This is a genomic window from Nocardia aurantiaca, assembly GCF_009708175.1.
Taxonomy (GTDB): domain Bacteria; phylum Actinomycetota; class Actinomycetes; order Mycobacteriales; family Mycobacteriaceae; genus Nocardia; species Nocardia aurantiaca.
The window spans coordinates 323,972-344,968 of record NZ_WMBB01000001.1 but is presented as its reverse complement, the minus strand read 5'-3'; the positions used below and the strand labels follow the sequence as shown (position 1 = coordinate 344,968).

The following is a 20,997-nucleotide window of genomic DNA, read 5'->3' as shown; positions in this document are numbered from 1 at the left end:
CCGGCCGGTACGCGGTGATTTCGCTACCTTGTCGCATCTGCGACTCGAACCATAGTCTGGCCTTGGCGGGGAGAGACATTCACAGGCCACGAGAGGTAGACCATGGCCGAGTCGGCGCAGCCGGCAACAGGGCGCGCCAGTGCGGGCCGATCCAAGGTGCTGACGTCCTACGATCCGCGCACCGGGGAGGTCGTGGGCGAATACGCCAGCATGGGCGCGGGTGAGCTGACCCGCACCGTCCGCTCGGCGCGCAGCGCCGAACAATGGTGGGCGGCACTGGGATTCGACGCGCGCAAGCGCTGGCTGCTGGACTGGAAACGCAGTCTGGCCCGCGGCACCCGGGATCTGGTGGAGCTGATCAGCAGCGAGACCGGCAAACCACGCATGGACGCCGCCATCGAGGTGACGCTGGCGGTGGAGCATCTGGATTGGGTTGCGCGGCATGCGGAAAAGACATTGGGCCGCACCACCCGGCTCGGCGCGTCGCTGCGGCGCGGATCCGCCGGCACCGTCGGCTATCTGCCGATGGGCGTCGTCGGCGTGCTGGGCGCCTGGCACAATCCCGTTCTGACACCCATGAATTCGATCGCGGGCGCGATGGCCTCGGGCAACGCCGTGGTGTTCAAACCCAGTGAGCTCACCCCGGGTGTGGGCGCGTGGCTGGCCGACACCTGGAACCATCTGGCCCCGAATCAGCCTGTGCTGCAGGTGGTCACCGGCGACAGCGGCACCGCCGCCGCGCTGTGCCGCTCGCACCTGGACAAGCTCGCCTACGCCGGATCCGGCGCGGGGGCGCGAGAGGTGGCCACGCTGGCCGCGCAGGCGTCCACCCCGCTGGTCGTCGAGCAGGGAGGACGCGGGTCGATGGTGGTGCAGGTCGACGCCAAACTCGACGCCGCCGCCGCGGCCGCCGTGTACGGCGCCATGGCCAATTCCGGTCAGCAGCCCGCGGGCGTGCAGTGCGTGTACGTGGCCGACTCGGTGTACGAACCGTTCCTGGAGATGGTGGCCGATCAGGCCCGGCGGCTGCGCCCGGGCGCGGACCGGCGCGCCTCCTACGGCCCGATGATCCTGGAGTCCCAGGTGGATGTGGTGCGCCGCCAGGTACGCGACGCCATCACCCGGGGCGCGCGGCTGGTGGTCGGCAGCTTGGAATCCATTCGCGAGCCGTACATCGAGCCGATCGTGCTGACCGAGGTGCCCGAGGTGAGCACCGCGGTCACCGGCGAGGCCGTCGGGCCGGTGCTGGTGGTGAATCGGGTGGCCACCATGGACGAGGCCGCCGACCGGGTGAACGCCGTCGAAAAGCCGCGCACCGTCTCGGTTTTCACGCGAGACGTCCGCAGTGTCCCGGAGTTCGCGGCCCGGCTGCGCAGCGAGCTCATCACGGTCAACGCCGCGCCGGTCTACGGGGTCAACGGGCCGGGCCGGATTCGGGATCCGCGCTCGCTGCGGGAATTCGCGCGGCCGCAGACGATCACCGAGAAGCACCCGACGGACCAGATCACCTCGGGCACCTTCGAGAAGCATCCGCGTCGGCTGCGGGTGGCGCGTGCGCTGTTCCGGATGCGGCACCGGGTCTGATCCTTCCGTCATTCCGGCATGCCTCGGCCTGGATCCACACTGCCGCAGTGGATTCCGGCCAGAACGCGCCGGAATGACGAGGACGGGCCTATTCGGTCGCGGCCGCGCCCAACAGCACCGCGCGCATGAGCGCGCTCACCCGGGCCAGGTTCTCCGGCCGCCCGTCGAAGCGGATGCGCCGCCCCACATCGATGACCTGGGCGATGGCCGCGTGCACCCGGAACCGCGCCTCGACCTGATCGCCGTCGAGCAGGTTGGCCCATTCGAGCACGTTCTGCCGCTGCACCGAGCGCAGCCGATGCTGTTCGGAGGCGGGCAGATTGGAGAACTCGGAGAAGTAGACCGGCAGGATCTCCGGCATGGTGAAGGTCATGCGGGAGAACCGGTCGGCGATCCGCACGGCCGCATCGGAGCGGCTGGTGGCCTCGGCCAGCGCCTCGTTGTTGGCGATGGCGACCCGCTCGCCGGTGCGATGGAAGGCAGCGGCCAGCAGGTCTGCCTTGCTGGCGAAGTAGCGGTAGACGCTGGAGGCGTTGATGCCCGCGGCCGCGCCGATCTCCTCGATGCTGGCCTCGTGATAGCCCTGCCGCCCGAAGATGCGGATGGCCTCGGTGAGCAGTTGCTCGCGCTTGGAGATGACGGGCAGGCCGCGCACCCGCGCGTCACCGGTGGCCGGGGCGGGCGCGGGCGGGAGCTCGCAGCGCAGGATGTCCCAGCAGATCTCGGTGATCAGGTTGACCAACCGGGTGGTGGACAGCGCGGTGCGATGCGCGGTGATGGAGCCGATGGCGCTCAGCACCGCCGCGGCGCGCAGCTGGGTGTCGGCCGGGTCGGCATCGGGGTACAGCTCGGCGATGGGCGCGGCCAGGGTGTCGTGCAGTTCGGTGTAGATGACGCGAATGCGGTCGCGGTCCGCGCTTTCCAGGTAGCGGCGCTCCCACCGGTACAATCCGCCCTCGCGGCGCACGTCGATGGTGTACTCGGCAATGCCGCGGATCAGCGCGGTGAGTCGCGGTTCCGGTTCCAGCTCGGCATTGTCGGCGACCTGGGCGGCGTCCAGCAATTGCTGTGCGCCCATTTCCGCGGCGGCCACCAGCAGCGCGTACTTGTTGGTGAAGTGGCGGTAGAGCGCCGGACCGGAGATGCCGACCTCGGCCGCGATCTCGTCCACGCCGACCGGGTGGTAGCCGCGCTCGGCGAATGCCCGCGCCGCTACCCGCACGATTTGGGCCTTGCGGTTCTTGGGGCGGCGGCGGGGACCGGACTCGCCGTCGGATGACGCGGAGATACCGTCCGGTCGCACGGAGGCGAGGGCTGCCTCGCTGCGATCGGCGACCATGCAGTTTCTCCTTCTCGATGACACCGGCTGTTGACAGTGCCGGACGAACCCCCCTAAGTTAACCACAATTCGCAAAGCTGAACACAGTCTGCGGCGTGCCCGCCGTGTAGAAATCCGGGAGCGAAAATGAATATGGCATCGCGGAGCGATCCCGTCAGGGGTGGTGGCGGGGCGACGGAAGAGCGTACTACCGCGACCACGCCGGGTTACACCGCGATTCAGGACGGGCGGGTGTTGCGCATCACCATCACCAATCCCAAGCGTAAGAACGCCCTCAGCTATGACACCATGGCGGGCCTCGGCGACACCATGCTCGCCGCCGCCGACGATCCGGCCGTGCGGGTCATCGTGCTGACCGGCGAGGGCAGCGACTTCTGTACCGGCGCCGACCTGGCCGCCGCCGCGGGCGAGAAGGAACGCGGCATCACGCCCGAGATGACCATGGACGTGGCCAACCGCATGATCAAGGCCATCGTCGACTCCCCCGTCCCTGTCATCGCCCGGGTCAAGGGCGCGGCCGCCGGGGTGGGCGTGGCCTTCGCGCTGGCCGCCGATCTGGCCTACGCGTCCGAGGACGCCTACCTGCTGCTGGCCTTCATCAATATCGGCCTCATGCCCGACGGCGGCGCGGCGGCCCTGGTCGCCGCCGCGGCCGGTCGCCCGCTGGCCGCCCAGATGGCGCTGCTGGGTGAGCGGCTCTCCGCGCGAAAGGCCGTGGAGCACAGCCTGATCGCGGGCGTCTACGCCGACGAGGAACTGGACGCCGAGGTGGAGGCGGCCGCGGCCAAGCTCGCGCACGGCCCGCGCCGGGCTCTGGAACTCACCAAGCGCGCCCTCAATGCCGCCACCCTGACCACCCTCGACGCTGCCCTGGCCGCGGAGAAGACCGGCCAGTGCGAGCTGCTGCGCGCCCCCGATTTCGCCGAGGGCGCGGCCGCCATGCTGCAGAAGCGCAAGGCGGTCTTCGGCTGAGCGCCCTCTCGTCATCCCGGCGCGCTCCCGGCCGGGATCCACACCGGCCGTGCCCCAGCGTGTTTCCAGTGGATTCCGGCCGCAAGCATGCCGGGATGACGGTGTGTCAGCTCTTTCCGGTGGCGGTGAGGTAGATCAGCACCACGTTCAGGGCGGTGATGACGGCGGCCACCAGCCAGGCCAGGCCGGTGGTGACCCGATGGTTGACATTCATCCCCATCACGCCGGAGTCGCTGGTGAAGCGCACCAGCGGGATGAGCGCGAACGGAATGCCGAACGACAGCACCACCTGCGAAATGATCAGGGCGCGAGTGGGATCGATGCCCGCCGCGAGCACCACCAGGGCGGGAATCAGCGTGATCACGCGGCGCACCACCAGCGGAATGTGCCGGTGCAGCAGGCCCTGCATGATCATGGCTCCCGCATAGGCCCCCACCGACGTGGAGGCCAGGCCGGAGGCCAGCAGACCGACCGCGAGCAACAGTCCGGCCACCGGACCGAGCACCTCCTGGACGGCGTCGTGCGCGCCCTCGATGGTGTCCACACCGTCCCGACCGCGCAGCGTGCCGGCGGCCATGAGCAGCATGGCCATATTCACCGTGCCCGCCAGCAGCATGGCCGAACCGACGTCGTATCGGGTGATGCGCAGCAACCGGTTTCGGGGCAGGCCCTCCTCCGGATGCCCGTGCCGATCGCGGGCCATGCCGGAGTGCAGGTAGACCACGTGCGGCATGACGGTCGCGCCGATCATGGCGGCGGCCAGCAGCACGCTGCCGGAGTCTTCGAAGCGCGGCGCCATGCCGCCCAGCGTCTCGGAGGCCGAGGGCGGTGAGATCACCACGGAGGCGAGGAATCCGATGGCGACGATACCGAGCAATCCGGTGATGACCCGTTCGAAAAGCCGTTGGCCGCGGCGATTCTGGATCAGGAGCAGGATCATCGATACGAAGCCGGTGATGACGCCGCCGACCATGAGCGGCAGCCCGAACAGCAGGTTCAGCGCGATGGCGCCACCCACGACCTCCGCGAGATCGGTTGCCACGGCCACCGTTTCGGCCTGCGCCCAGTAGGCCAGCCGCACCGGGCGGCCGGCCTTCGCCCGCACGAGTTCCGGCAGCGATCTGCCGGTGACGAGTCCCAGTTTCGCGGATAGGTACTGGACCAGTCCGGCCATGACGTTCGCTATGACGACGACCCATACCAGCAGGTAGCCGTACTGCGCACCGGCGCTGATGTTGGAGGCGACATTGCCCGGATCGACATAGGCGATGGCCGCGACGAATGCGGGGCCCAACAGCACCGTGGCCGACCGCGCACGCTGGAGCGGGCTTCGTTCATCGGCCACACTGATACTCACAAAAGCAGTTTACGGCTACCCAAACTTTTTGTTTAGCCATTCCTACCAGCCTGTGATCACAGCCATAACGGCAACAGCCCGGCACCTTCCGGTGCCGGGCTGGATTGCGTTGTCCGCGTGGGCTTTCGCTCAGATGCCGAGACCCTGCGCCAGCACCGGCCACGAGTTGATGAACTCGTCGTTCCAATAGCCCCACGAGTGGGTGCCGGTGGCCCGGAAGTTGAAGGTGGCCGGGATGCCCAGCGAGTTCAGCTTGTTCGCGAGGTTGTGGCTGCAGAAGTTGGTGCCGGCCTCGATCACGCCGCCGATGATGAGCTGATTGGCCAGGCCGTAGGCGCCGGGTAGCGCGTAGGGACCGTTGAGAGTGTCGTATTGGCCGGGCAGGCCGCTGCCGGAGGAGATGTAGAGGTTGATGCCGCGCAGCTTGTCGGCGTTGACGACCGGATCGTGCTGGACCCACTCGGGCGAATCCGACGGGCCGTACATGTTCTCGAGCTTGCCGCCACCCCAGGTCTCGACGGTCAGGCGCATGAACTCGTGTCCCTGCGGGTCGGCCATCTGCGCGCAGCCGGAGTAGGCGGCGACGGACTTGTACAGGTCCGGCTTGGCCTCGGCCAGGGTGAGCACGGTGGTGCCGGAGGTGGAGATGCCGGCGACGGCGTTGACGCCGTTGGTGCCGAGGGCGGCGTCGATCAGCGGGGGCAGTTCCTCGGTGAAGAAGGTGGTCCACTTGTTGCGGCCGAGAACCGGATCGTCGTTGTCCCAGTCCTGGTAATAGGACCACTTGCCGCCGATGGGCTGGACCACGTTGACGTTCTTGTCACCGAGGAAGCCGTTGACGATATTGGTCTTCTTGACCCAGGAGGCGTCGTCCTGACCGCCGCCCGCGCCATTGAGCAGGTACAGGGTCGGGCGCGGCACCGAGGCGTCGGCCGGCCGCTGCACATCGACCGGGTAGGTGGCGCCCATGGCCGCGGAGTAGACGTAGAGCCGGATGTTCCGGTCGTCCTTCATCTCCGCCTTGGTGATCTTCGACCCGTCCGCCGAGACCGGATCGGCCAGCAGCTTCTTGCCGTCGATGATCGGGTCGGCGGAGGCGCTGCCCCCACCGACGCCGGCCATCAGACCGGTGAGAACCGCGGTGGCGGCGAGAAAGGCCGTGGCTCGCACCCCGCGCCGCCCGCTCCGGACATATCGACGAATCAATGTTTCGCACCTTCATCTCGTGTCGATTGTGCTGGTCGGCGACCCCACGGCCGGGTTTCCCGGTTCTTCCGACCCCCGACAGACCATACGGCCTATCCGATCGCCGCAACAGCGCCCCATGTTACGGGTTGGTCGCGCGGCGGTAGCTATCGGCCGCCGCGCGTCACCTTCCGTTATCGGCCGGTGGCACCGGGTCAGCGCCCGTGCTCGGCCATTCCGCCCAATGCCTGCACCCAGCCCTCCACGAGCTGTTTGACCTGGTCCAGGTCGAGCACCGAGCCCACGAAATCGAAGCGGGCGATGAGGCCGTCCTGACTGGTGTCGACGGTGACGTCCAGGTACAGGTCGTCGGCAACCGGTTCCGGGTAGACCTGGGCCGGGCGCAGGTCGCGATAGCGGAAACCGATGCGGCCCACCGGAAGTACCGCGATCTGCGCGACCGTCTCCGGGTTCAGGTACCGCAGCAGTCCGAAGCCGACGCCCTGGGAGGGCACCTCACGGGACCGGTCGCGGATCTGCTCGATGACCGCTCCCGCCGTCGGGCCGCCGGCGCGCACGTCGTCGAGGTCGATGCCGTCCAGGCGCAGCGGGAACGGGTAGGTGGTGCTGAACGCGCCGACCGTGCGCAGCCCGGCCGGATCGCCGGGAGCGCGGCCGTCGGCGATCAACCGCACCACCGAACCGAGTGTGTCGCGCAAGGATTCGGCGCCCGGGGCGAGCAGGGTGGCGGCCAGGGCGGCCAGCAGCACATCGTCGATGCTGGCCCCGTAGCGGCGCGCGACGCCGTCGATGGCGGCCGCGCCCTCACCCGTGATGGCCACCGAGACCCGGCCGCGGGCACCGGAATCGGCGGCGCCGAGCACCAGATCCGGCGACACGCCCTCCGCGACATCGGCGAGCGCGGTGCGCCACCAGTCCAATTCGTCGAGGGTGTCGGCGTCCACCGCGCGTTCGGCCAGCGCGCGGGCGATGCCTAGCGGGTGGGCGTCCGCGCTGGGCGGGGTGGCGTGGCCGCCGGACCAGGAGGCGGTGAGGTCCTCGATGACCGTGCGCCAGGAGGTGTCGTCCACGACCAGGCCGTTGGCGACCACCACCAGCACCGCGGCGGGCCGGTCCTCGGTAACCCCGGCCCCTTCCGGCGCCACGTTCTCCAGCAGTACGAAGCGCATGTTGTACCCCTTCTCGGGGTCCAATTCGGCTGCGGCGGCGTGGATCACGGCCTCGATGGGATCGCCGACGGCCTCGACGTTCGGGTCGATCTGCCAGACCACGGCGGCGCCGCGCGGCGGCGCGGCCGGGATGTCCAGCGCCACCACGTCGCCAGTGCGGCGCAGTCGCGCCCACAGGCCCGGGTGCCGGTCCAGCAGTCCGGCGACCGAGCGGCGCACCCGGGTGCCGGAGATGCCGGCGGCGATATCGAGGGTGATGGCCCGGACCCAGACGCCGGACGGTTCGACATCGAGCAGTCCCATGGCGCCGGCGGGCAACGGCGAAACCTGGCCCACCGCACTGAGTCTGGGACCCATGGCCACCGGGACCACCGGTATCGCGGCGCGCCCGGCCGATACAGCGGCGTGTTCGGAGTCGAGCTCGGCGGACGAATCCGCCTCGGCGACAGGCGCATCGGGCTCCGCGGCCGGCGCCGAGGCAGGCTCGGCGTCCGCTGTCGCCACGGGCTCGGGGTCCGGTGCCGCCGCGGGCTCGAGCCGGAAGGCGATATCGGGCTCGGGTTCCTGAGCGGACTCCGCTTCCCGGGCAGGCTCCGGCGCGGGCTTCGCTGCCGCGGCGGGTTCCGGGGCCAGCGCGACCGGGATGCCCCGCTGCTCCGGATCGTGCAGCTTGACCGGCCGCACGAGGTCCTCGGGCTTGATGACGGGCAGCACCTGGGTGATGGCCCAGTCATTGCTGTCGGCGTTGTCGGCGCGCTCGATCAGGCTGGCCAGGCGCGGGCCGATGACCGCGTAGGACTCGGGCGTGCACATGAGCTGGTGCTTGACCGGCACCACATGCTCGGAGATCTGCCCGGTGACGTACGGCCGCCAGTCGGCGGCACTGTGCACCACGCCGTCCTCGCGACCGAATTCCGCCGCGAAGAGTTCCATGCGGGCGTCGAACACCGAATGCTGGTAGCGCGCACCGAGTTCCACGGTGCGCACCGCGCCGCGGTACATGCGCCGCAGCCGATCCAGGGTGAGCACGGCCAGATCGCTGGGGATGGCGGCGTGCAGCGCTTGCAGCGCCTCGTCGCTGAGGTCCTGCAGATCCCCGGCGGGCAGCGCGTCCTCGCCGATGCCGAATTCCGCGAACTGCTCGCGCAGGGATTTGCGGAAGTCGGAGAATTCGGCGCCCGGGTAGGCGTCGAGGATGGCGAGCAGATCGACTCGCTCTCCGGCGGCACGCAATTCGGTGGCGATGGCGTGCGCGAGCACACCGCCGAGGGAGTAGCCGAGCAGCCGGTACGGGCCCTCGGGCTGGACCTCGCGCATGACCTCGATATAACGCCGCGCGACCTCGGTCAGCGAGTTCGGCCGGTAGTCGTCCTCGGTGAGGGCCGGTGACTGCAGGCCGTAGAGGGGCTGGTCCTCGGGCAGGAAGCGGGACAGGCCCGCGTAGGGCCAGGCCATGCCGACCATGGGTGGCGCGCAGAACAGCGGCGTGCGGGTGCCGGTGGCCCGGATCGGCAGCAGGACGCCGAGCGCGGAGTCGGCCGCGGCGTCGTAATCGTGCTGCCCCTCCAGGGCGGACGCGATGCGGGCGCTGAGCCCGGCGACCGTGGGTTCGGTGAAGAACCACGACACCATGACCTCGGCCCCGGTGAGTTCGCGCAGCTTGGCGACGATGCCGGTGGCCAGCAGCGAGTTGCCGCCGATGGTGAAGAAGTCGTCGTCGACGCCGACGCGGTCGAGGCCCAGCGCCTCGGCGAAGGCCGCGGCCACCGCTTCCTCGAGCGGATTGGTGGGTGCGCGGTATTCGCCTTGGCGCAGTTCGGGTTCCGGCAAGGCCTTGCGGTCCAGTTTGCCGACCGGGGTGAGCGGCAGGGCGTCGAGGACCACGATGGCGGCGGGCACCATGTGTGGCGGCAGCGTCCGCGCCGCGTGCTCGGTGAGCCGGTCCGGATCGGGCCGGTGGCCGGGTACGCCCAGCACGTAGGACACCAGGACGGTGACGCCCGCGGCGTTCTTGCGGCCGACGGTGACCGCGTACTCGACGTCGGGGTGGGTGGCCAGCACGGCGTCGATCTCACCGAGTTCGATGCGGAAGCCGCGCACCTTGACCTGGAAGTCGGAGCGGCCGACGTAGTCGAGTTCCCATCGCACCGCTCCCCCGGCGTGATTGCCGTCGCGCTCATCGGGTTCGGCGTACCAGCGGACCACGTCGCCGGTGCGGTACATGCGCGCGCCCGGCTCGCCCCAGGGGTTCGCGACGAACCGCTCGGCCGAGAGTCCGGGCCGATTGCGGTAGCCGCGCGCCAGCGCACCGCCACTGAGGTAGAGCTCGCCGGCGACGCCCGGCGGCACCGGGTTCAGCCGGGAGTCGAGGACGAGCGCCGACATGCCGTGCACGGGCGCGCCGATGGTGATGTGGCGGCCGGGCTCCAGCTGCGCGTAGGTGGAGACGATGGTGGTCTCGGTGGGGCCGTAGGCGTTGTGGTAGAAGCGATCTCCGGTTCGCCACTTGGCCACCAGCTCCGGCGGCGTCACATCGCCGCCGACCGACACCATTTCCATCTGCGGCTGGTCGGCCGGGTCGATGGTGCCCAGCACGGCGGGGGTGATGATGGCGTGGGTGACGCCCTCACGGCGCATGAGCTCGCCGAGCTCGGGTCCGCCCAGGATGTCGCGCGGCACCACGACCAGGGTGGCGCCGACGGAGAACGCGCAGATCCATTCCAGCACCGAGGGGTCGAAGCTGGGCGAGCAGATGTGCAGGACCCGGTGGTCGAGGTCCAGGTCGTAGAGCCCGATCGCGTAGTCGGCGAGGCCGCCGAGACCGGCGTGGGTCACGGTGACGCCCTTGGGCATTCCGGTGGAGCCGGAGGTGTAGATGACATAGGCCGGGTTGGCCATGCGGATCGGGGCGAGGCGGTCGGCGTCGGTCAGCGGCGCGGGCGATTCGGCCGCGCACCGGCGGTCGGTGGCGGCGTCGTCCAGGCACAGCCATTCGACGTCGCCGGGCAATGCGGGCTGGAAGGCCTTGCTGGTGATGCCGATGATCGCGCCGGAGTCGACGACCATGTGCCGCACCCGGTCCGGCGGGTAGTTCGGGTCGACGGGCACGTGCGCGCCGCCGGTCTTGGCGACCGCGAGCGCCGCGGCGACCATCTCGAACGAGCGCGGGAACGCCACGGCGACAAGTTTCTCGGGGCCCACGCCGTGCCGGATGAGCACCCGCGCCAGCTGCGAGGAGTAGTCATCGAGCTCGCCGTAGGTGATGGAGTGCCCGCGGTAGCGGACGGCGACGCGGTCGCGGCCCAGTTCCACACCGCGGGTGAGTAGTTCGGGCAGCAGCGCGGTGGCCATGACCTCGTCGCCGTGCACATGGGTGAGCAGCTCGTACTCGTCGGAGTCGAGCAGCGGCAGGTCGCCGATGGCGGTGACCGGCCGGTCCACGATGACCTCGAGCAGGCGGGTGAACCGCTGCGCGAACACCTCGACGGTGCGCTGGTCGAACAGGTCCGTGGCGTAGGTGAAGACCGCGTGCAGGCCGCTGTTGTCGCCGGTCTCGCGCAGCGTCAGCGAGAGATCGAACTGTGAGGTCTGGACACCGGATTCCAGTGCGGCGATGCGCAATCCGGGCAGTTCGAAATCGCTGTCGGGCAGGTTCTGGAAGGCCAGCATGACCTGGAACAGCGGGTTGCGGGCGGTGGAGCGCTCCGGATTGAGGACCTCGACCAGCCGCTCGAAGGGCAGGTCCGCGTGCGCGAAGGCCTGCAGGTCGGTTTCCTTGGTGCGGGCCAGCAGTTCGTGGAAACGCAGGCCGCCGTGCACATGCGAGCGCAGCACCAGGGTGTTGACGAACATGCCGATGACGTCGTCCAGCGCGGCCTCGCCGCGGCCCGCGACGGGCGTGCCGATGGCGATGTCCTCGGCGCCGGACAGCCGTGCCAGGAACACCGCCAGCGCCGAGTGCACGACCATGAACAGCGTGGCGTTCTGCTCGCGCGCGATGCGCTGCAGGCCCTGCTGGATATCGGCGTCGATATGGAAGGGCACCAGCCCGCCGCGGAAGCTCGACACCGGCGGGCGCGGGCGGTCGGCGGGCAGGTTGAGCTCGTCGGGCAGTCCGGCCAGCGCCTCGCGCCAGTAGGCGGCCTGCTGCGAGATCAGGCTCTGCTCATCGCTTTCCGAGCCGAGCACGGTGCGCTGCCACAGGCTGTAGTCGGCGTACTGGACCGGCAGCGGCGTCCACGCGGGCGCGGTCCCGGCGGAGCGCGCGATGTAGGCGGTCATCAGGTCACGGGCGAGCGGTCCCATGGACCAGCCGTCGGCGCTGATGTGGTGGGCGACCAGCACGATGACGTGCACCGTTGGCTCGACGCGGAAAAGCCGTACGCGCAACGGGATCTCGCGCGTCACATCGAAACCGGTGGACAGCAGCGTGCCGATGAGTTCGGGCAGATCCGCGGCGGCCGCGGGCTCGGCGGTCAGCTCCGGCATCGCCTGTTCGGCCGACAGCACCACCTGGTGGGCGACCCCGCCGGTCTGCGGATAGACCGTGCGCAGGGTCTCGTGCCGGGCCACGACATCGGCGACCGCGGCGCGCAGGGCGTCGACATCCAACTCGCCGTCCAGGCGCAGCGCCATCGGCAGGTTGTACGCCGAGGCGGCGGTGTCGAACTGGTTGAGGAACCACATGCGCTGCTGGGCCAGCGACAGCGGCACTAGCTCCGGGCGCGGACCGGCCACCAGGGCCGGGGCCCGGCCGCTGCCCGCGGCCTGCTCCAGCCGGGCGGCCAGCGCGGCGACCGACGGCGCGTCGAAGATCAGGCGGACCGGCACCCGGGTGTCGAGCGCCGCGCCGAGGCGAGCGACCACCTGGGTGGCGACCAGCGAGTTGCCGCCGAGGGCGAAGAAGTCATCGTCCAGGCCGACGGGGGCGGGCAGGCCGAGGGTCTCGGCGAACACGGTGGCGACCGTCTGCTCGACCGGGGTGACCGGAGCGCGGAACTCCCGGGCCTCGAATTCCGGTGCGGGCAGGGCCTTCCGGTCCAGCTTGCCGTTGGCGTTGACCGGCATGGCGTCGAGCACCACCAGGGCGGCGGGCACCATGTACGACGGCAGCCGGGCGGCCAGGTGAGCGCGCAGCGCTGTGTCTAATTTGCCCTCCGCTTCGCTCCGGGCGGGTTCGCGGCGCTGAAGGTCTCGTTCTTCCCTCCTCCGCTCCTCCGCTTCGCGACCCCGCTCCGTCAGTCCAGAACGAGACGCGCCGCGAACCGTGTCTGGTTTGCCCTTCGCTTCGCTCTGGACGGGGTTGGCGGCGCTGGAAGTCTCGATTCTTTCCTCCTCCGCTCCTCCGCTTCGCGACCCCGCTCCGTCGGTCCAGAATCGAGACGCGCCGCGAACCTGCGCGGTCGGCCTCTCGGGGACCACGTAGGCCACGAGTTGGTCGCCGGTGGAGGTGTCGGAGCGCATGACGACGACGGCCTGGGCCACGGATTCGTGTGCGGTGAGGGCGGATTCGATCTCGCCGAGTTCGATGCGCAGACCGCGTAGCTTCACTTGGAAGTCGGTGCGGCCCAGGTAGACCAGCTCACCGTCGGCGTTCCACTTGACCAGATCGCCCGTGCGGTACATCCGCTCGCCGCGCGCTCCACCTCCCTTCGCTTGGAAGGGGTTGGCCACGAAGCGATCCGCGGTCAGGTCGGGGCGGCCGACATAGCCGCGCGCCAGCTGCGCGCCCGCCAGGTACAGCTCACCGACGAGGCCGGGAGCGACCGGGTGCAGACGCGAATCCAGCACGTAGGCACGGGCGTTCCACACCGGTCCGCCGATCGGCACGGCCCCGGACACTCGGTCGGCCACCCGGGCGTAGGTGGCGTGCACGGCGAATTCCGTGGGGCCGTACAGGTTGTGCAGCTCCGCGCCGTTGACCGCGCGGAACGCGTCGACCGCGTCGGAGGTGAACGCCTCACCGGCGACGAGCAGCGCCCGCAGCGAGGTGAGCAGCGCCGGTTCGGCGCTGGCGGCGAAGGCCCGCAGCATGGACGGCACGAACGAGGTCATGGTGACCCGCTCGGCGGCGATGACGTCGGCCAGGTACAGCGGGTCGCGGTGCCCGTCGGGCGCGGCGATGACCATGCGGCCGCCGGTGGCCAACGGGCCGAACAACTCCCACACCGACACGTCGAAGGTGGCCGGTGTCTTGAACAGCACGATGTCGTCGCCGCCGAGGTCGTACTCGTCGGTTATCCAGCGGATCTGGTTCACGGCGGCGGCGTGCGGCACGGCCACGCCCTTGGGGCGGCCGGTGGAGCCGGAGGTGAAGATGACGTACGCGGTGTTCTCCGGACGCAGCGGCGCCCGGCGTTCCGCGTCGATGACGGGGTGGTCGGCGTATCCGGACAGGATCGCGGTGTCGACCTCGAGCACCGGGTGGTCCCCGGCGTCGAAGGGGTCGCGCGAGGTGGTGAGCACGCACACCGGGTGCGCGGTGTCGAGCACGTGCGCGATGCGCTCGGCGGGCTGGTCCGGATCCAGCGGCACGTACGCACCGCCGGCGGCCAGCACCGCGTAGGCGGCGGTCACGAAGTCCAGCGAGCGCCGGATGTGCAGGGCCACCAGCGATTCCGGGCCCACCCCGGCCGCGATGAGGCGGCGGGCCAGGCGGTGCACGCGGGCGGCGAACTCGGCGTAGGTGAGCCGCTCACCGTTGTGCACCAGCGCGACCGCGTCCGGGGTGCGCAGCGACTGGCTCTCGAACAGCGACACCAGGGTTGCGGTGGCCGCGCGCGGCAGCCCGGCCGCGATGTCGACGGCGGTGGCGTTCCAATCCGCCAGCACCCGCTGCCGCTCGTCCACGGCCAGCAGGTCGAAGTCGCCCACGGCGCGCTCGGGGTGGGTTGCCGCCGCGACCAGGGTGCGGCGCAGGCGCTCGGCCAGGCGGTCCATCGTCTCGGCGTCGAACAGGTCGGTCGCGTAGGTGAAGGCGGCCGCGATGCCCTGCGGCGCACCGTCGGTGGTGGTGCGCTCGATCAAGGTCAGGTCCAGGTCGAACTTGGCCACCGGCACGGTCAGGTCCACGTCGGAGACGGTGACGCCGGGCAGCTGGAAGACCGCCGGGCTCATGTTCTGGAGGGTCAGCGACACCTGGAACAGCGGGTGCCGGGCCTGCGAGCGCGGCGGATCCAGCAGTTCCACAATGCGTTCGAACGGTGCGTCAGCGTGCTCGAAGGCGGCCAGGTCGGTCTGCCGCACGGCGGCGAGCAGTTCGGCGAAGCTGGCGTTGGGGTCGACCTCGGTGCGCAGCACCAGGGTGTTGACGAACATGCCGATCAGGTTGTCCAGCTCGGCCTCGCCGCGGCCGGCGATGGGCGCGCCGATGGCGATGTCGCGAGTGCCCGACACTCGGGCCAGCAGCACCGCGAAGGCGGCGTGCAGCACCATGAACAGCGTCGTATTGTGCTGCTGCGCAACCCGGTTCAGGGCACCGTGCACATGTGGGTCGATATCGAAGACGTGCACCGAGCCGCGCCCGGAGGCGACGACCGGGCGGGGCCGGTCGGTGGGCAGCTCCAGCTGGTCGGGCAGGCCGGCGAGCGCGGTGCGCCAGAAATCGAACTGGCGGGCCAGCAGCGAGCCGGAATCGTGTTCGTCGCCGAGGCTTTCGCGCTGCCACAGCGCGTAGTCGGCGTACTGCACGGGCAGCGGCGACCACTCCGGTTCCTGCCCCCGCATGCGGCCGAAGTAGGCGGTCATGAGGTCGCGGGTGAGCGGGCCGCCGGAGAAGCCGTCACCGGCGATGTGGTGCACCACGCAGACCAGCACGTGGTCCTCGGCGGACAGTCGCAGCAGCCGCAGACGCAGCGGCGGGGCCACGGTCACATCGAAGGGCGCGAACGCCACCTCCGAAACGACCTGCGCCACCTGGGCTTCGGTGACCTCGACGACCGGCAGCGACGGCATGGCGTCGACCGCGTCGACGGGCAGTACGAGCTGGTGCCCGACGCCCTCGTGCTCCGGGTAGTAGGTGCGCAGCACCTCGTGCCGGGCGACCAGGTCCGCCACGGCATCGCGCAGGGCGGGCACGTCCAGCGGCCCGTTGACACGCAGCGCGATGGGCAGGTTGTAGGTGGCGGCGTCAGTGTCCAGGCGGTTGAGGAACCACATGCGCTGCTGCGCGTAGGACAGCGGGATCAGCGTAGGCCGCGGCATGGGCCGCAGCGGCGCGACCGCCGAATCCGCCAGTGCGCCCAGCGAATCCGCCAGCTCGGCCACGGTGGGCTTCTCGAACAGGGCCCGCACCGGCACCCGGGCTCCGATGGCGGCGCCGAGCCGGGCCACCACCTGGGTGGCATTGAGCGAGTTGCCGCCCAGCTCGAAAAAGTCGTCGTCCGCGCCGACCCGTTCCAGGTGCAGCACGGCCGCGAACACCTCGGCCACCGTGCGCTCGGCGGCAGTGCCGGGCTCGCGGTATTCGCGGGCCTGGAACTGCGGCACCGGCAGCGCCTTGCGGTCCAGCTTGCCGGAGGCGTTGAGCGGCATGGCATCCAGCCGCACCACGGCCGAGGGCACCATGTAGGACGGCACGGATTCGCGGGTGTGCGAGAGCAATTCGGCGTCGGTGACCTGCGCGCCGTTCTCGAGCACCGCGTAGGCGACGAGGCGGTCGCCGGTGCTGCCGCGCACGAGCGAGACCGCGGCCCGATGCACGGCCGGGTGGGCGAGCAGCACGGTCTCGATCTCACCGAGCTCGATGCGCTGGCCGCGCAGCTTCACCTGGAAGTCGCTGCGGCCCAAGTATTCCAGGGCATACCCGCTGCCGGCCGAGCCGGCGATTTCAGCACCGCCGGCCGAGCCGGCGATTTCAGCACCGCCGTCGTGGATCCAGCGCACCACGTCACCGGTGCGGTAGAGCCGCTGCCCGCCCTCATGCGCGACGAAGCGCTCGGCGGTCAGCGCGGGCGCGCCGAGGTAGCCGCGCGCCAGTTGCACACCGGCGACATAGAGTTCGCCCGCCGCGCCGAACGGCACCGGCCGCAGCTGCCGATCCAGCACCAGCACACGGGTATTGGCGACGGGGCTGCCGATCGGCACCGCGACACCGTGGGTGCGCTCGGCCGGGTGCGCGGTGACCACGGTGGCCTCGGCAGGGCCGTACCAGTTCACCAGCTCGGTATCCGGCAGTGCGGCCGCGAATCTCGCGGCGCTCTCCGCCGAGAGCGCCTCACCGGCGGCGAACACCCACCGCAGCGAGGGGTGCCGCCGGGCCGCGCTCTCGAGATAGGCGTCGAGCATGGACGGCACGAAATGCACCGAGGTGACCGCGTATTCATCGATCACCCGCGCGATATAGGCCGGGTCGCGGTGCCCGTCCGGTTCGGCCACCACCACGGTCGCGCCGGTTTGCAGGGGCCAGAACAGCTCCCAGGTGGAGATGTCGAAGGTGATGGGCGTCTTGTGCAGCACCACATCGCCCGCGCGGTGCGGGTAGGTGCGCTGGGCCCACCGGAACTGGTTGGCCATCTGCCGGTGCGTGATGACCACGCCCTTGGGGCGGCCGGTGGAGCCGGAAGTGTAGATGACGTAGGCGGCATTGTCCGGGCGCACGCCCGCCGGGGCGACCTCCACGAACGGGTCCGCGCCCGCGAGCGCGTCCACGAAGAACAGCGGCACGCCGGAGGCGGTTACGAAGTCGTCGGCCGCGCGGGTGAGCACGCACACCGGCGCGGAGCCTTCGAGCACGTACTCGTTGCGCTCGGCCGGGTGGTCGGGGTCCACCGGCACGTACGCGCCGCCGGAGCGCAGCACGGCGTAGATGGCGACCACCAGGTCGATGCCGCGCCGCATGGCCACGGCCACCCGGGATTCCGCGCCGACGCCGCGCAGCGTGAGCTCCTGCGCGAGGCGGCGGGAGCGGGCGTCCAGTTCGGCGTAGGTCAGGGCGGTGCGGCCGTGGACGACAGCCGGGGCGTCCGGGGTCCGCGCCACCTGGGCGTCGAACAGGGTGAGCAGGGTCGAATCGTCCAGCAGCTCGGGCACTTCGGTGGCATTGACGGCCGCCAGCTCGCGGCGCTCGCCGTCGAGCAGCGCATCCACCTCGGCCACCCGCGCCCGCGGGTCGGCGGCGATCCGGGACAGCAGCGCCGCAAGGCGTTGCGCGATGGCCTGGGCCGCGTCCTCCTCGAAGAGGTCGCGCAGGTACTTCACGCCGAAGCCGAGGCCCTTGCCCCGCGGCTGCACCATGACGGTCAGCGGGTAGTGGGTGCCGTTGACCGCGGACGCGCCGAGAATGCCCGCGCCGTCGATGGGCGCGGCGGCATCGTCGAGGGATTCCTCGTCCACCGGGAAGGAGGCGAACACCACGATGGAGTCGAAAAGCCCGTCGACGCCGGCGATCTCCTGAATCTCGCCCAACCCGACGTAGTGGTGGTCGAGCATGGCGGCCTGCTCGTCCTGCAGGGCCCGCAGCACCTCGGTGAGAGTGCTGCCCGCGGTCAGGCGCACCCGCACCGGAATGGCATTGAGGAACAGACCGATCATGGTCTCGATGCCCGCCAGCTGCGGCGGACGACCGGATACGGTGGCCCCGAAGACGACGTCATCGCGGTCGGTGCTGCGCCCGATGAGCAGACCCCACGCGGCCTGCACGACGGTATTGAGCGTGACGCCCGCCTCGTGCGCGACCCTGGTCAGCGCGGCGGTCTCGGCCTCGGACAGCTGGAAGGCGACTTCGCCGATGCCGGAGGTGATTTCACGTGACGGGTCGACCGCCGCCAGCGGCGTGGGCTCGGTGAAACCCGCGAGGGTCTCGCGCCACGCCTCACGCGCCGCGCCGTGGTCGCGCGCGGCCAGCCAGGCCAGGTAGTCGCGGTAGGGCCGCACCGCCGGAATCCGGGAGGCGTCGCCGCCGGCCGCGTACAGCAGCAGCATGTCCTGGATGAGCAGCGGCATGGACCAGCCGTCGATGAGGATGTGGTGGCTGGTCACGCACAGGCGGAAGCGGTCCGAGCCCGTGCGGTACAGCGTCATGCGCAGCAGCGGCCCGGCGCTCATGTCGAAGTGGCGGGCCACGTCGAAGGCCATCAGGCGGTCGGTCTCGGCCAGCGCCTCGGCCGGCACCCGGTCGCTCAGATCCAGGTACTGCCAGGGCAGTTCGACCTCGTCGAGCACGACCTGCAGCGGATTGCCCGCACTGTCCTCGGCGAAGACCACACGCAGGTTGACATGCCGCTCCAGCATGGCGCGGGCGGCCTCGCGCACGCGCGGCACGTCGATCTCGCCGGCCAGGTCGAGGGCGAACTGCACCATGTAGGCGTCGACGGAGGATTCGGCCAGCTGCGCGTGGAACAGCATGCCCGACTGCAGCGGCGTCAGCGGCCACACCTCGGACAGGTTCGGATAGCGCTCGCGCAGCCGCGCCTCGTCCGCCGCGGTCAGTTCGACCAGCGGTCCGGTGGCGAGTTCCTCGGTGGCCGAGGCGTCCTCGACCGGCACGGCGATCTCGGCCAGCGCGGCGACGGTGCGGGCGGCGAACATCTCCTTGGGCTTGAAGCCCAGGCCCACGGCGCGGGCCCGCGAGACGATCTGGATGGCGGTGATGGAATCCACGCCGAGGGTGAAGAAGTCGTCGTCCAAGCCGACGCGGTCGAGCTTCAGCACCTCGGTCAGCACCTGCGCGATGGCCTGCTGCGCCGGCGTCTCGGGTGCGCGGTATTCCGTCTGCGGCAGTTCGGGTTCCGGCAGCGCGTCGCGGTCCAGCTTGCCGACCGGGGTCAGCGGGATCTCGTCCAGCGCCACGATGGTGGCGGGCACCATGTGCGGCGGCAGCGAGCGCTCGGCCAGCGCGGCCAACTCCTCGACATCCACGCCCGCGCCGGGGGAGGCATGCACATAGGACACCAGAACCGTTGCCCGGCCTTGGATTTCGCGGCCCACGGTGACGGCGAAGTCGACGCTCTCGTGCCCGGCGAGCACCGCGTCGATCTCTTCCAGCTCGATGCGCAGGCCGCGGATCTTGACCTGGAAGTCATTGCGGCCGAGGTACTCCAGCTCACCGTCTGCGGTCACGCGCACCAGGTCGCCGGTGCGGTACAGGCGGGAACCCGCGCCCCCGGATCCACCCATGTCGAACGGGTTCGCGACGAACCGGGCCGCGGTCAGATCCGGTCGCTGCACGTAGCCGCGAGCCAGCAGCGCGCCGCCCACGTAGAGTTCGCCGGCCACCCCGGGCGGGACCGGCCGCAGCCGCTCGTCCAGCACGTGCACCATCGCGCCCCGAATCGGCCCGCCGATGGTGACGGGCCGCTCGGGCAGCAGTTCGGCGCAGGTGGCCCAGATGGTGGTCTCGGTCGGGCCGTAGCCATTGAGCAGGCGACGCCGCCCGCCCGTGATCGGAACGGCCCAGCGCCGCACCAGTTCCGGCGGGCAGGCCTCACCGGCGGCCAGCACCATGCCCAGCGTGTCCAGCCCGGCCGGGTCGATGGAGGCCAGCACGGACGGGGTGATCACCGCGTGGGTGACCGCCTCGCGGGCCAGCAGCGCCCGTAGGTCGTCACCGCCGTAGACCTCGGGCGCGGCGACCACCAGCGTCGCGCCGGAGCCGACCGCCATGAGCAGTTCGAACACCGAGGCGTCGAAGGACGGCGAGGCCACGTGCAGCACCCGCGACTCCGCGGTGATGGCGAACCGCTCGCGCTGTTCGGCGCTCAGCGCGGCCAAGCCGGTGTGGCTGACCGCGACGCCCTTGGGCAGACCGGTCGAGCCGGAGGTGTAGATGGTGTACGCCGGGTGTTCGGCGCGCAGCGGGCGCAGCCGGTCGGCGTTGGTGATCGGCTCGACCGAGTAGTGCTGGGCGGCCCGGTCCAGTTCATCCGCGTCGAGTTCCAGCCATGGGACCAGGCCCGGCAGCGCGGAGCGGCGCGCTTCCACGGTGAGGCCCAGCACCGCGCCGGAATCGGAGAGCATGTGGCGCACCCGGTCGTTCGGGTAGTTGGGGTCCACGGGAAGGAATCCGGCGCCGGTCTTGGCGACCGCCCAGATCGCGAGCACCGATTCCACCGAGCGCGGCACCGCGACGGCCACCAGGTCCTCGGGGCCGACTCCGCGGTCGATGAGCAGCCGGGCCAGGCGCGTGGAGCGTTCGTCGAGTTCGGCGTAGCCGAGCCGGGCGCGCGTGCCCGCGGCGTCGGCGAAGGCGACCGCGAGGCCATCCGGGTTGGCCTCCACCGCGGTGGCCAACAGCTGCGGCAGGGTGGGCGAGGAGGGACGGCGAGTCCGGGTCGGACGTACGCGAGCCGCGCGGGTCATGCCGCTACCGCCGTGAGCTCGTTCTTCCGGTCCCCGACCACCCGAATCATGCAGCTAATCCTCATCCTGTCCGT

At 70.7% G+C, this 20,997-nt stretch carries 6 protein-coding genes; 2 read left to right on the top strand and 4 right to left on the bottom strand.

Annotation, left to right across the window (positions count from 1 at the left end; genetic code table 11):
• Window positions 1-102: 102 nt before the first annotated feature.
• The gene (locus GLP40_RS01415) at window positions 103-1,584 is read left to right on the top strand and encodes an aldehyde dehydrogenase family protein (RefSeq protein WP_154785965.1); all 1,482 of its coding nucleotides are present in this window, start codon (window positions 103-105) and stop codon (window positions 1,582-1,584) included.
• Window positions 1,585-1,672: 88 nt separating this feature from the next.
• On the opposite strand, the gene GLP40_RS01410 is transcribed toward GLP40_RS01415, so the two are convergent.
• Window positions 1,673-2,923: a TetR/AcrR family transcriptional regulator gene (locus tag GLP40_RS01410; RefSeq protein WP_154785964.1), complete on the bottom strand. Its 1,251-nt coding sequence runs from the start codon at window positions 2,921-2,923 to the stop codon at window positions 1,673-1,675.
• 132 nt (window positions 2,924-3,055) lie between these two features.
• Between GLP40_RS01410 and GLP40_RS01405 the strand changes: the two genes are divergently transcribed.
• A complete protein-coding gene (locus GLP40_RS01405) occupies window positions 3,056-3,895 on the top strand; it encodes an enoyl-CoA hydratase-related protein (protein WP_154786341.1) in 840 nt (279 codons plus the stop codon).
• Between the two features lie 106 nt (window positions 3,896-4,001).
• On the opposite strand, the gene GLP40_RS01400 is transcribed toward GLP40_RS01405, so the two are convergent.
• The 3 genes from GLP40_RS01400 to GLP40_RS01390 form a co-directional block, all read right to left on the bottom strand.
• A complete protein-coding gene (locus tag GLP40_RS01400) occupies window positions 4,002-5,252 on the bottom strand; it encodes an Nramp family divalent metal transporter (RefSeq protein ID WP_407671514.1) in 1,251 nt (416 codons plus the stop codon).
• Window positions 5,253-5,381: 129 nt separating this feature from the next.
• Window positions 5,382-6,374, bottom strand: coding sequence for an alpha/beta hydrolase (locus tag GLP40_RS01395; RefSeq protein WP_154786339.1), 993 nt, complete (start codon window positions 6,372-6,374; stop codon window positions 5,382-5,384).
• A gap of 278 nt (window positions 6,375-6,652) precedes the next feature.
• A complete protein-coding gene (locus GLP40_RS01390; protein ID WP_154785963.1) occupies window positions 6,653-20,923 on the bottom strand; it encodes a non-ribosomal peptide synthetase in 14,271 nt (4,756 codons plus the stop codon).
• Between the last annotated feature and the right edge of the window lie 74 nt (window positions 20,924-20,997).

Bases quoted from the DNA above. Each gene is read 5' to 3' on its own strand.
- GLP40_RS01415 (WP_154785965.1), top strand. From the start codon at position 103: ATGGCCGAGTCGGCGCAGCCGGCAACAGGGCGCGCCAGTGCGGGCCGA.
- GLP40_RS01410 (WP_154785964.1), bottom strand. From the start codon at position 2,923: ATGGTCGCCGATCGCAGCGAGGCAGCCCTCGCCTCCGTGCGACCGGAC.
- GLP40_RS01405 (WP_154786341.1), top strand. From the start codon at position 3,056: ATGGCATCGCGGAGCGATCCCGTCAGGGGTGGTGGCGGGGCGACGGAA.
- GLP40_RS01395 (WP_154786339.1), bottom strand. From the start codon at position 6,374: ATGGCCGGCGTCGGTGGGGGCAGCGCCTCCGCCGACCCGATCATCGAC.
- GLP40_RS01390 (WP_154785963.1), bottom strand. From the start codon at position 20,923: ATGACCCGCGCGGCTCGCGTACGTCCGACCCGGACTCGCCGTCCCTCC.